Origin of the sequence: Bacillus massilinigeriensis, from assembly GCF_900111815.1 — a bacterium.
GTDB classification, from domain to species: Bacteria; Bacillota; Bacilli; order Bacillales; family Cytobacillaceae; genus Mesobacillus_C; species Mesobacillus_C mediterraneensis.
In genome coordinates this window covers 2,213,112-2,225,855 of record NZ_LT630004.1, presented here as the reverse complement: position 1 = coordinate 2,225,855, position 12,744 = coordinate 2,213,112, and the positions used below count along the sequence as shown (strand labels likewise).

General features: G+C 42.4%; 14 protein-coding genes. 11 read left to right on the top strand and 3 right to left on the bottom strand.

The window, feature by feature from the left end; translation table 11 throughout:
* Positions 1-205 precede the first annotated feature (205 nt).
* Complete coding sequence (locus BQ5796_RS11610) at positions 206-1,006, bottom strand: NAD kinase (protein ID WP_071460389.1); 801 nt, start codon at positions 1,004-1,006, stop codon at positions 206-208.
* Positions 1,007-1,136: 130 nt separating this feature from the next.
* On the opposite strand from BQ5796_RS11610, the gene sppA reads away from it, so the two are divergent.
* The 9 genes from sppA (at position 1,137) to BQ5796_RS11565 (ending at position 8,872) form a co-directional block, all read left to right on the top strand.
* A complete protein-coding gene (gene sppA / locus BQ5796_RS11605) occupies positions 1,137-2,150 on the top strand; it encodes a signal peptide peptidase SppA (protein WP_071460388.1) in 1,014 nt (337 codons plus the stop codon).
* A gap of 58 nt (positions 2,151-2,208) precedes the next feature.
* The gene (locus BQ5796_RS11600; protein WP_083413173.1) at positions 2,209-2,802 is read left to right on the top strand and encodes an RDD family protein; all 594 of its coding nucleotides are present in this window, start codon (positions 2,209-2,211) and stop codon (positions 2,800-2,802) included.
* A 251-nt stretch (positions 2,803-3,053) separates the two neighbouring features.
* Positions 3,054-3,794 carry a DUF2953 domain-containing protein gene (locus BQ5796_RS11595; protein ID WP_083413105.1) on the top strand — a complete coding sequence of 247 codons (741 nt, stop codon included), beginning with the start codon at positions 3,054-3,056 and terminating at the stop codon, positions 3,792-3,794.
* Positions 3,767-4,216 (top strand): GerW family sporulation protein, encoded by a 450-nt coding sequence (gene ytfJ, locus BQ5796_RS11590; protein WP_071460387.1) that lies wholly within the window; start codon positions 3,767-3,769, stop codon positions 4,214-4,216. The genes BQ5796_RS11595 and ytfJ overlap by 28 nt, the downstream gene beginning before the upstream one ends.
* A gap of 126 nt (positions 4,217-4,342) precedes the next feature.
* Positions 4,343-4,843: a thiol peroxidase gene (gene tpx / locus BQ5796_RS11585; RefSeq protein ID WP_071460386.1), complete on the top strand. Its 501-nt coding sequence runs from the start codon at positions 4,343-4,345 to the stop codon at positions 4,841-4,843.
* Between the two features lie 106 nt (positions 4,844-4,949).
* Positions 4,950-5,945: a class I SAM-dependent methyltransferase gene (locus BQ5796_RS11580; RefSeq protein ID WP_200792879.1), complete on the top strand. Its 996-nt coding sequence runs from the start codon at positions 4,950-4,952 to the stop codon at positions 5,943-5,945.
* A gap of 249 nt (positions 5,946-6,194) precedes the next feature.
* A complete protein-coding gene (locus BQ5796_RS11575) occupies positions 6,195-7,382 on the top strand; it encodes an acetate kinase (protein WP_071461276.1) in 1,188 nt (395 codons plus the stop codon).
* 138 nt (positions 7,383-7,520) lie between these two features.
* On the top strand, positions 7,521-8,363 hold the full coding sequence (locus tag BQ5796_RS11570) for an EcsC family protein (protein ID WP_071460384.1): 843 nt from the start codon (positions 7,521-7,523) through the stop codon (positions 8,361-8,363).
* A complete protein-coding gene (locus BQ5796_RS11565; protein ID WP_071460383.1) occupies positions 8,360-8,872 on the top strand; it encodes a MogA/MoaB family molybdenum cofactor biosynthesis protein in 513 nt (170 codons plus the stop codon). Before BQ5796_RS11570 ends, BQ5796_RS11565 begins: the two co-directional genes overlap by 4 nt.
* Before the next feature lie 213 nt (positions 8,873-9,085).
* Here the strand turns inward: BQ5796_RS11565 and BQ5796_RS11560 are convergent, their stop codons facing one another.
* Complete coding sequence (locus BQ5796_RS11560; protein ID WP_071460382.1) at positions 9,086-9,400, bottom strand: hypothetical protein; 315 nt, start codon at positions 9,398-9,400, stop codon at positions 9,086-9,088.
* 209 nt (positions 9,401-9,609) lie between these two features.
* Between BQ5796_RS11560 and BQ5796_RS11555 the strand changes: the two genes are divergently transcribed.
* Both BQ5796_RS11555 and argH read left to right on the top strand, forming a co-directional pair.
* Positions 9,610-10,815, top strand: coding sequence for an argininosuccinate synthase (locus tag BQ5796_RS11555; RefSeq protein WP_071460381.1), 1,206 nt, complete (start codon positions 9,610-9,612; stop codon positions 10,813-10,815).
* Positions 10,812-12,206 carry an argininosuccinate lyase gene (gene argH / locus BQ5796_RS11550; protein ID WP_071460380.1) on the top strand — a complete coding sequence of 465 codons (1,395 nt, stop codon included), beginning with the start codon at positions 10,812-10,814 and terminating at the stop codon, positions 12,204-12,206. The genes BQ5796_RS11555 and argH overlap by 4 nt, the downstream gene beginning before the upstream one ends.
* Positions 12,207-12,240: 34 nt before the next feature.
* Here the strand turns inward: argH and BQ5796_RS11545 are convergent, their stop codons facing one another.
* Complete coding sequence (locus BQ5796_RS11545; RefSeq protein ID WP_071460379.1) at positions 12,241-12,690, bottom strand: universal stress protein; 450 nt, start codon at positions 12,688-12,690, stop codon at positions 12,241-12,243.
* Between the last annotated feature and the right edge of the window lie 54 nt (positions 12,691-12,744).

The following is a 12,744-nucleotide window of genomic DNA, read 5'->3' as shown; positions in this document are numbered from 1 at the left end:
CAGTCGGAGGACCTCCAGGCCGTACGCCGCTGAACGGGCGCTTCCGCTTTTCGTTGTCTAGCTCCAGCGCCCAGCGTCTATCGCCCTTCGGTCTCCTTCCTACGATAAGTCAACATCGATTCACTCCGCTCATCGTGTTTCCTTTATCTCAGTCGGAGGACCTCCAGGCCGTACGCCGCTGAACGGGCGCTTCCGCTTTTCGTTTTTATAAAAAGGTTCTTTTTACTTTTTCCCAGAACGAGTTGTCCTTTAGCTTGACGGTTTTGATATATTTCCCGCTCAAGGTGATGTCAAGTGTTTCTACATGCTGAATGCTCAAGGCTTCATTGTCCATACCCATGATTGGATAATCGTTTCCGTCCTGGACCACTTTCAATGAAAGCTTTCGGTCACCGCTCAGTATAAAGGAAGAGCCGAGTGTCCGGTAATGATTGTTGTTGACAGATGCTAGCTCACTTACCTGCATGCAAGGGAGGAGAGGGTCTACGACAGCTCCGTTGACTGATTTGTTGTAGGCTGTGCTTCCAGTTGGAGTGGCCACAATCATGCCATCACCTCTGAAGGTTTCAAAATGCAAATCATCAATAAAGACGTCCATAACAAATGTCTTGATAATTCCGGAGCGGACACTAAATTCATTCAGACACAAGAACTTAGCTTCTTTATCAACGGTCACTTCAATTAATGGATAGCGTCTTACCTCCAGCTCTACGTTTTGAATGGCACCGATCATTTTGGATGTATCTTCAAGAGTAAAATCACAGTATAAATTTAAGTTCCCTCTCGTGGAGATTCCCGCATAAAGACAATCTTCACGAAATCCGGTTTTTCTCACTGCTTGGAGGAAAGTTCCGTCACCTCCAATTGAAACAATGATATTGGCATCCTGGTAGTCTTTTACTATAGTAAAACCGTATCTTTCAGCTGCTTCCTTAAGAGAGGAAATACTCTCGCTTTTATCTGTCTCATGGTTGTGATAAAAAAAGAGATTGCGTCGGTTAGGCATATTCATTCCTCCAGGCATATATATTTAAATGTTTTTAGTCCCCTTTTTTTCTCAATTTTGCTAGAATAAAAAGGGTTGAGACAATATTACCATAAATCTGTACGAAGCCAAATCATTAAGGGGGAACATCATGAACGGGAAAAGATGGGCGGCACTTGGGATCGCCGTTGGTTTATTCTTTATTTCTGTATTAGTGAATACGCTGTCCTTTTTCGGTACAAAAGAAGAGAAGCCTTCTTCTTTGGATCAGCTAATTGAAGTTGGAGGGTATACTTTCAGCGAGGAAGTAATAGAAGAAGGAAATGATTTTGAAAAAATCGCAGTACTCTCGGTGGACGGTACGATACAGGATGCTGGGGAGCCTTCTGCTTTTATGTCCAGTTCAGGATATAACCACCGTGAATTTCTCAAAAAGCTAGACAATGCCAAAGAGGACAATGAGGTAAAAGGGATTATTATTCGCGTTAATTCCCCAGGCGGAGGCGTTGTGGAAAGTGCGGAAATCCATGACAAAATTAAAGAAATCCAAGAGGAAACAAAAAAACCTGTCTATATATCAATGGGCAGCATGGCTGCTTCAGGCGGATATTACATATCTGCTCCTGCAGATAAGATTTATGCTAGTCCTGAAACAATTACTGGTTCTCTCGGTGTAATCATGCAAGGAATCAATTATGAAGGTCTTGCTGAGAAATATGGCGTCGATTTTGTTACGATCAAAAGCGGTAAGCATAAAGACATTATGAGTCCTACAAGGAAAATGACAGAAGAGGAACACCAAATCCTTCAGAGCATGATAGATAACTCTTATCAAGGCTTCGTGAAGGTCATTTCGGATGGTCGAGGTATACCAACTGGGAAAGTAAAAGAAATTGCGGATGGAAGGATTTACGATGGACGTCAGGCGAAAAAGCTAGGTCTAATCGATGAATTCGGACACTTTGAAGATGTTGTGGAGCAAATGAAAAAGGAGAAAGATATGGCGGATGCCATGGTTGTAAGTTATTCAGAGGATATGGGATTCGGTTCCTTTTTCAGCTTTGGAGCACAAAAGTTGATGGGAAATGAAATGCAAATGACAGATATGGCGAAGCTTCTCATGCAGCCGAATGCTCCTCGGCCGATGTATCTGTATTCGGAATAGGGGGTGCGTGGGCTTGAATAAAGAAAATGATAGGACAGCAGAAGAACAGAATGAGAGCATGAAGACTTCTTCCGAATTAGAAGGAGATACAACCCAGGAACCAAATGAAACGGTGAATGGTAGCCGTTTGGGCAGTGATGAAACAACCACTGCTGGGGGAAAGGATATTGGTGGAGAGGTATCTGAGACTGTTTCTCCAATACCGCTGGTTTCAAAAGCAAGTCAGATTCCTGAAGAGCATGGCCGTTATGCGGGCTTCTGGATGAGGTTTTGGGCGTATCTTACTGACCTCATTATAATATGGAGTTTAAATGGATTATTGATTTATCCAATCCTTAGAGGACTTGGGATATCTACCGATAAAGACAGCCTTTTTGATCCCGCCACAGTACTGACTGCTATTATTTTCTACCTGTATTTTGTCTTAATGACAAAGTATCTGGGGCAAACGCTAGGGAAAATGTTGTTCGGGTTAAAAGTGGTAGACTTAAAAGGCGAACGACTTTCCTGGGGCACTGTCTTGTTCAGGGAATGGATTGGAAGGTTCATCTCCATAACCGTCCTGCTTGGTTATGTCATCGTCGCGTTCCTTCCGAAGAAACAAGGATTGCATGACCTTTTTGCGGATACGACGGTTGTACACGAAGCATGAAAATAACTGTTGATATTTTAAGCCTCCACTCTCGCAGAGTGGAGGTTTTTACATCTTTCACAAGAGCAAAAGACATAATGATAAATTTTAAAGATTTGTGGTCGGGATAGATGAACGAAGGGCGAACATACGGACAGATATTTAGAAAAACAACGTTTTTATCTTGCGACATCCAGATAAACATGCGGATACGGCAGGTTTATCTTTATGCACCTTTGCCAATAATGGAAGGCTGAAGGATGTGAAGGAAGGTGTACGGGTTATTGTTTGTAGGTGGTTTATTAACTGCCCTCGCATTTTTGATAATACTGATTTTCCTAATGAAAATAACTGTCACCATTGATTACTTTCATCAAAATAAAGATGACCGTCTAAGCATTGTCGTGAAGACTGCTGCAGGAATGTGGTGGAGAAAATATGAGTTCCCTGTCCTTATAACAGATGACGACGAGACAGCCATCATGTTTCAGGTGAACAGGGAAGATTCGTTTATGGAGGAAAATACCAAGGGGAAAGTGGAGTTTGAGGATGTATGGAAAATCATCCATGACTTAAAGGAAATCTTACAACATATCATTGGTTTTGAGAGGATTGTCCGGAACTTCATGAAGAAGGTTATCGTAAGAAAGCTTTCTTGGCATACAAAAGCAGGCATTGGTGATGCTGCTGCAACTGCAGTCATCTTCGGGATAATCTGGGGAGCCAAAGGGTCGACAGTTGGGTTAATGAGTAAATATGCGAAAATCCGCTGTAAGCCGGAGTTAAGCGTCACTCCATGCTTTCAAGCACCATTTTCTCAGACAGAGCTGTCATGTATCATTCAGGTCCGGATTGGGCATGCTATTTTCGCAGGAACAAGAATCGTGAAATATTGGAAGGGTGGCTTTCCAGAACCTAAAAGCCGGCCCCTTCAGTTCTATCTAAAAAAAAATCAGAGCATGCATATCGAGGGAGGAAAGTATAAATGGCCGATCATCCAATCCAGGGTCTGATGACAACAGCGATGGAGAACTTGAAAGAAATGATAGATGTCAATACGATCATCGGAGATCCAGTGGAAACACCTGATGGGAGCGTAATCCTGACAGTTTCTAAAGTGGGATTTGGTTTCGCCGCAGGTGGAAGTGAATTTATGTCCGATGGAGAAAGTTCCGAGAAGGACTCAAAGCACCCTTTCGGCGGCGGGAGCGGCGGTGGAGTTTCCATCACGCCAATCGCATTTCTGATTGTCAGCCATCAGGGCGTCCGGATGCTTCATCTTGACGAAAACACTCATTTGCTTGAAAAAATTCTAGATCTTGCCCCACAAGCTGTGGAAAAAGTGCAGAATATGATGTCAAAGAACAGCGGAAAGAAAGAACAGAAAGACAGCAGCAGTGATTATGATGGACCAAAAAATGATCTTGATTTATAGCAATACGATTGGCAGCTTGTAAAAAAAGCTGCCAATCGTATTGTAAAAGGCAATTTATTTGAAACTTGCGGGTTAAGAGGATATATTAACACTGTGTACATATGTGAATGAAGGAGGACGATGAGCATGGCAAACATTACATTTAAGGGAAACCCAGTAACGCTGTTAGGCACTGAAGTAAAAGTTGGGGATAAAGCACCAGAATTCAAGGTGCTTGCTAATGATCTGTCAGAAATCACATTGAAAGACAGTGCAGGAAAAGTTAGGTTGATCAGTGTTGTACCATCGATTGACACAGGGGTATGCGATGCACAGACTCGCAGATTCAACGAGGAAGCAGCGAAGCTTGATAACGTTGAAATTTTGACAGTAAGTGTTGATCTTCCATTTGCGCAGAAGCGTTGGTGTGGAGCAAATGGAATCGATAAAGTCACGACTCTTTCCGACCACCGCGATTTATCTTTTGGTGAAGCGTACGGTGTGGCAATCAAGGAACTTCGCCTTCTTGCACGTGCAGTTTTCGTTGTTAACTCAAGTGACGAGGTAACATATGTGGAATACGTCAGCGAAGCAACAAACCATCCAAATTATGAAAATGCAATTGAGGCTGCCAAAAGCGCTCATTAATCGTTATTAAGCTGCGGATGACCGCAGCTTTTTCCATTCTTGTAGCGATGGAAAGAGAACGTTAAAATGTAAACAAACAGAAAAACTATAGGTGTTTCAGGAGGATATGAATGTGAGCGTAACGCAAGTAGAACAGCTGTTTACAACATTCAACGTGACAGCGGATATTTTAAAGGAAGAGTTGGATTGTACATACTTAGAGGCCGTCGCTGAAACGGGTGAAAATATGTTTCACGGATCGGTACTCCAAAAGGATTTGGGAGAGTTTATTATCAAGCGTCTCGAAAAAGCCTATGGAGAAATTTCGCTCGAGGATTACAGCAAAGAAGAAATTCGAAGAAGCTTCCAGCTTGCTATTTTAAAAGGAATGCAAGTAAATATTCAGCAGCACCATCAAATGACTCCAGATTCTATTGGGATGTTCATGGGATATTTATTAAATAAATTTATTACGAAGCAAAGTTACAGCCTGCTTGATCCTGCTGTCGGAACAGGAAACCTCCTTGCAACGGTGATCAACCAACAGGAAAGCAAAAGCATCTTTGCGACTGGTTCTGAAATTGATGATGTCCTCATTAGATTGGCTTATGTCAGTGCAAACCTGCTTGGACATGATGTGGAACTTTTTAATCAAGATTCGCTTGAACCACTTCTCGTTGACCCTGTGGATGCGGTGGTCTGTGACCTTCCTATAGGATATTATCCTGTTGATGAGAGGGCAAAGGACTTTGAAGTATTTGCAGAAACAGGACATACTTATTCGCATCATTTGTTCATCGAGCAAAGCGGACGGCATGCAAAGGACGGAGCCTACTTGTTTTTCGTTATCCCCAATGAATTGTTTGAAAGCGAACAGTCTGGTTATCTTCACAAATATATAAAAAACAATATGAATGTCCAAGGTATTCTTCAGCTTCCATCCTCACTTTTCAAAAACAAGAATGCGGCAAAGAGCATCCTTATCCTTCAAAAGAAGGGGGAAGGAATCAAACCGCCTAAACATGCCTTGCTTGCGGAGCTTCCATCACTTTCGGACAGCGGAGCAATGAGAAGAATCCTCGATAAAATGGACGAATGGTTTAAGGAAAATAAGCAAGAATAAACGAAGAGCCGGTGTTTTAAAATACACCGGCTTTTTTCATTATTCAATAAATTGATTAAGCAGAAGTGTCTGAATAAATATACATTTATATAAAAAAGAAAAGTAACAAGAGATTGCTTGAAAAGTTATAACGACAATGTTTTAATGTAAAAATGAGAGTATGATTTATAGCTTATTTGCCGACAAATTGTATATGGAGCAGACAAAATATACGTAATCTGTTATATAAAAAGGAGTGGAAAATTGATTATGGCAAAAATGATTGCAATTAATGCAGGTAGTTCATCATTGAAATTTCAGTTATTTGAAATGCCGAGTGAGAAGGTTATCACAAAAGGCCTTGTAGAGAGGATCGGACTCCCGGATTCCATCTTTACGATTACTGTAAATGATAAGAAAGTGAAAGAAACGCTTGATATTCCAGATCATGAAGTAGCAGTTAAAATGCTTTTGGACAAGCTTATTTCTCAAGGGATTATAGGCTCCCTTAACGAAATTGAAGGAATTGGCCACCGTGTCGTTCATGGCGGAGAAACTTTCAGCGATTCCGCTGTCATAACGGATGAAGTCCTTGAAAAGATCTCAGATCTTTCTGAGCTTGCGCCTTTACATAATCCAGCGCACGTTACAGGCATCAAGGCGTTCCAGCATGCGCTTCCGAATGTTCCAGAGGTAGCGGTTTTTGATACTGCATTCCACCAAACGATGCCTGAAAACTCATTCCTCTATAGTCTTCCGTACGAATACTATGAGAAGTTTGGAGTAAGGAAGTACGGTTTCCATGGTACGTCACACAAGTACGTTTCCCAACGTGCTGCTGAGATGCTTGGGCGCCCTGTTGAACAACTTCGCCTTATTTCTTGTCACCTTGGAAATGGAGCAAGCATTGCTGCCATCGAAGGAGGAAAATCCATCGATACGTCAATGGGATTTACTCCGCTTGCAGGGGTGACAATGGGTACGCGTTCTGGGAATATTGACCCTGCGCTCATTCCGTATATCATGGAAAAGACAGATCAAACTGCTGAAGAGGTGCTAGAAGTACTCAATAAAAAGAGCGGTATGCTAGGTGTAACAGGTTTTTCTAGTGATCTTCGCGATATTGAAGATGAGGCAGAAAAAGGCAATGAACGTGCAGAGCTTGCACTTCAAGTATTCGCCAACCGAATCCATAAGTATATCGGCTCGTATGCTGCGCGTATGAGCGGAGTAGATGCCATTATTTTCACAGCAGGAATTGGTGAGAATAGTTCTGCAATTCGCGGACGTGTCCTGAAAGGCCTTGAATTTATGGGCGTATACTGGGACCCTGCACTAAACCAAGTACGCGGTGAAGAAGCGTTTATCAGCTACCCTCATTCCCCTGTAAAAGTCATGGTTATTCCGACAAATGAGGAAGTCATGATTGCAAGAGATATCGTTCGGTTGACAAAGTAATTCTTTCCTTGAAAAAATGCAAAAGCGCTTAGGACGCTTTTGCATTTTTTTATCCATTCCTTTCAGGACAGGTCTGAATCTTTAACAGTTAATTATGCTATACTGAGAATTAATGACAAATATCCAGGGGGTTATACTATGCATTTTAGCGATAGGGAGCAAAAGGTATTGAACGGCTTGAAAGAGTGGGAAAATGCACTTGCTGAGTATCAACCCAATGACTTCGAGCAAATCTATCATCAATATGTTGATCGTTCCTTTGCTCTTTTGCCGGAAGGTATTCAGGAACGTTTTTTTGGCATGATGGACGGCTGGCTTTTTCATCTTCACGCTTTAATTCAAGGATCCCAGCTGCAAACGGACGCGAGGGAAAGAATCCTGTCAGCGGGTAGAATATTTCAACCTGATATTGAGACAGTTGAGGATATGAGAGAGTTATCACTTGAACAAATGGAATATATCGCAACCTTGCAGATTTCAAGGCACCGCCTGTATTCCTTTTTGCAAGGTGGTTCCGCCGGGAGTGGTGGCAGTTTAATGCTGGGTGCGGATATTCCAGCAATGGCGGTCATCAATCTGCGGGCAGTCCAGCTGGTGGCCATGTCCTATGGCTTTGAAGTGAATACGCCTTTTGAAATGATGGCTGCCTTAAAAGTTTTCCACGTAGCAATGATGCCGAAAAGGATGCAGTCAGCAGGCTGGGATGAATTAATGCGTGACCTGAGGAAGGCAGAGGATTTTTATTTTTATCACGGTCGTGAAGAAATTACGAATCCTAGCTGGCTTGAACAGCCATTGAAGCAGGTCTTTAAAGGGATCGCTATTTTGTTTTTCCGTAAGAAAAAGCTGTCAGGATTTCCGCTCATCAGCATGGGGATAGGAGCCGGAGTCAATTATCAGATGACGAGGAAAGTGACTGACTTTGCGCATAGGTATTATCAGGCAAGGTATTTTTTTCGGAAGGGACTGACCGAAGATTGAGCACGAAGGAACATAAAGAAAATGCCCCATCAGTGGTTCACTGCAAGATTATTACTGTCAGTGATACAAGGAACAGGGAGACGGACAAAAGCGGCCGACTGATGGTTGACTTGCTCTGTAATGCTGGTCATAAGATTATGGACTATAAAATCGTTAAGGATGAAGCGAAACTCATTGCGGATGAAGTATTGAAGGGTTGCGGCAAAGAGGATATCAATGCTGTGCTCATCAATGGAGGAACTGGCATTGCGAAGCGAGATGTGACAATTGAAACAGTGCAAGAGATGTTTGACAAGGAAATCACTGGTTTCGGTGAGCTGTTTCGCATGCTTAGCTATCAGGAGGACATTGGTTCTGCAGCCTTGATGAGCAGAGCGACTGCAGGTGTCATCAAGGACACTGCGGTTTTTTCAACTCCTGGCTCTACAGGAGCAGTGAAGCTCGCAATGAATCGGCTTATCTTGCCAGAGCTTGGCCATATTATCCGCGAAATAAAAAAAGATCTATAGTATATGCGTCTTTCATACGAATAAAGCAGATCCGGCAGAAAAATTGTCGGATCTGTTTTATAAATTACAGAGATTAAAGATTAAAATGGAATATAATGGATACTGGTATAGTTGTTTTGTCGTTTACGGTTGATATCTCTATTACAGAAGTATGGAGCCGGATCGGCCACTTGAAAGGAGCCATACCTGTTCCTCTGATATCGAACGAGTCTATTACCTGTGCGCTTTGCCGGAAATATCCTGGTTTGTTCGGTACCACAGCCAAAGCTCATTAATGACCGAGGCAAGTTCAGCAATTTCGCTGTTCAGCTCGCACGACCGTTTGAAATTCATCTCTTCGTCTAACTGAGCCTGCTTTTGGTTGATGACATGTTCCAGTGCCGCAATTCGATCGGGAATACTACCGCGAATCCTTTCCCAATGGAACAGAATATAATCTTGAGTACTGGAACTGTATGCTTCCCATTCCTGTAGTAAATCAGGCACCGGGATGCCTAAGCGTTTATCATGCTTGAAAAAATTCTCCATATTTCTCCCCCGTGTTTCCCTATTGATTTCATTCTACAACAATCATCCATGAAGAAGAAGTGAAGACACTTTAAATTTTGCTTGTGCATAAATTGTTATGGGAAAAAGTAATGTAACCATTGAAAAAGATAAGGAAACCTGATAAGTTATTAAATAGTATTGAATAATAATATATCTACATGAATATTTATTCAGAAGGAGAGAGAAAAATGTTAGCGAAAAAAGTGGTGCTCGCATATTCTGGCGGGCTTGATACATCCGTTGCAATCAAATGGCTCCAAGATCAAGGGTACAATGTGGTAGCGTGCTGCCTCGATTTAGGAGAAGGAAAAGATTTAGCTTTTGTAAAAGAAAAGGCTCTGAAAGTCGGTGCGGTCACCTCATATGTTCTGGATGTAAAGGAAGAGTTTGCACAGGAATACGCTTTGACTGCCTTGCAATCACATGCATTTTACGAAGGGAAATATCCGCTTGTATCAGCATTGTCACGTCCACTTATTTCAAAAAAGCTTGTGGAAGTGGCCGAGAAAGAAGGAGCGGTTGCAGTAGCCCATGGCTGTACAGGAAAAGGGAATGACCAAGTGCGTTTCGAGGTGTCAATCAAGGCGCTTAATCCTGATTTAGAAGTATTGGCTCCTGTCCGTGAATGGAAATGGTCCCGTGAAGAGGAAATACAATATGCGCAAAAAAACAATATACCTATCCCAATTAATCTAGATAGTCCTTTTTCCATTGACCAAAATCTCTGGGGAAGAAGTAATGAATGTGGCATATTAGAAGATCCATGGGCAGCTCCTCCAGAAGAAGCATATGAATTGACTGCAAGTCTTGAAAATGCACCGGATACCCCTGAAATGATTGAAATAGACTTCGAAAAAGGTGTCCCAGTAAAATTAAATGGAAAATCACTTTCCCTGTCTCAATTGATTCTGAACTTGAACGAATTAGCTGGAAAGCATGGAATCGGGAGAATCGACCATGTTGAGAACCGTCTTGTTGGAATCAAGTCACGTGAGGTTTACGAGTGTCCTGCTGCAGTGACGCTAATCAAAGCGCATAAAGAACTGGAAGATATCACGTTAGTGAAGGAAGTAGCACATTTCAAACCTGTGATTGAGAAAAAAATGACCGAACTAATTTACGAAGGCTTATGGTTTTCCCCGCTTCGCGACGCTTTGTCTGCGTTCTTGGCTTCAACGCAGCAGTATGTAACAGGAACAGTAAGAATCAAGCTCTTTAAAGGGCATGCAATAGTTGATGGTAGAAAATCTCCATATTCCCTCTATAATGAGAAACTGGCTACCTATACTTCTCAAGATGAATTCGATCATGCTGCTGCTGTTGGTTTCATCAATCTTTGGGGTCTCCCTACTAAAGTACAAAGCATGGTTCAAGGCAAGAAGGTGACAGTATGAAAAAACTTTGGGGGGGAAGATTTACCCTTTCTGCCGAAGAGTGGGTGGATGAGTTCGGCGCATCCATTCCCTTCGACCAGCAGTTAGTTAAAGAAGATATTGAAGGCAGCATTGCCCATGCTAAAATGCTTGAAAAAACAAAGGTTGTAAGTAAAGAAGAGGCAGCGAAAATGATGGACGGTCTGTTCCAACTTAAAGCCAAAGCGGAAAATGGAGAACTTGAGTTTTTAGCAAAATATGAGGATATTCATCTGAACATTGAGCATTTGCTAACGGAAATGATTGGACCCGTTGGCGGGAAGCTGCATACGGGGAGAAGCCGGAATGATCAAGTAGCTACAGACATGCACCTTTATCTGCGAGAGCAGGTGAAAGAGCTGATTATCCTGATTACCGAGTTTCAGCAGGGGATTATTGAGAAGGCAGGAGACCATGTCGAGACAGTGATGCCGGGATACACACACCTTCAGCGTGCCCAGCCAATCTCTTTTGCCCATCATCTTCTGGCCTATTTTTGGATGATGGAAAGGGATCGGCAGCGTTTTACAGAAATGCTGCAACGAATAAATATCAGCCCGCTTGGAGCGGGGGCACTAGCGGGAACAACCTTTCCTATCGACCGTTCATACTCAGCTAGTTTACTTAGTTTCGATGGAATATATGAAAATAGTCTGGATGCTGTAAGTGACAGGGATTTCATCCTAGAGTTTCTTTCAGCTTCTTCAATATTGATGATGCACCTATCGCGCCTTGCGGAAGAAATTATATTATGGTCAAGTCAGGAGTTTCAGTTTATTGAACTTTCTGACACTTTCTCAACTGGGAGCAGTATCATGCCACAAAAGAAAAACCCTGATATGGCAGAGTTGATCAGAGGGAAAACCGGGAGAGTATACGGGAACCTGGTGAGTCTCCTGACTGTGTTGAAAGGTCTTCCGCTTGCCTATAATAAAGATATGCAGGAAGACAAGGAAGGAATGTTTGATACGGTTAAGACTTTGAAAGGTTCACTACGTATCTTCACTGGAATGGTAGAAACCATGACTGTGAAAATGGAGAACATGAAATCGGCCGTTCATTCGGATTTTTCCAATGCTACGGAACTAGCTGATTATTTGGCAGCAAAAGGCGTTCCATTCCGCGAAGCTCATGAGATTGTCGGGATGCTTGTACTTTCCTGTATCAGGAAAGGTTGCTATCTTGTAGACTTGCCTTTAACTTCCTTCAAGCAAGCACATCCTTTTTTTGAGGAAGACATTTACAAAGCGCTGAATCCTAAAACATCTGTTGAAAGAAGAAATAGCGCTGGGGGTACAGGCTTTATAAAAGTCAAGGAACAGTTGGAGAAAGCGAGAGAAGTGCTGGAGGCAGCAAAAACGCGTGCGATCTGAGCGATTGCGCGCGTTTTTCAATTGTTTCAGGCGGTTATTCTTCTTTTTCTGTTCTTACAATAAGAACATCACAATTAGCATATCTGGCAATATGTTCGGAAACGCTTCCAATAAAGAACCTTTCAACTGCGTTCATTCCTGTAGCGCCGCAGATGATTAAATCTGCATCATATTTCTTGGCAATATCCTTGGCTATTTTCACTTTAGGAGAACCGTAATCTATTTCGTATGTCACTTCTTTAACACCGGCTTCGAGGGCCTGCTGCTTGTAGCTTTCCAATAATTCTGTCGCAAACTGGCTAGCCCTCTCAGAAATAGTTCGGTCATAAGCTTCCACTGTTGCAAAAGTGCGCAGGTCAATAATATGCGCCATCACGATTTTTGCATCATTGCGCTTAGAAATTTCAATTGCTTTCTTGAATGCCCAAGCTGCTTCCTTTGAACCGTCAACTGCTACTAAAATATTCTTATAAGTTAGTCCCATTTCTCTCATCCTCCCTTTACCTTAATTATACAACATTCGTAAGTTATAAGCTGT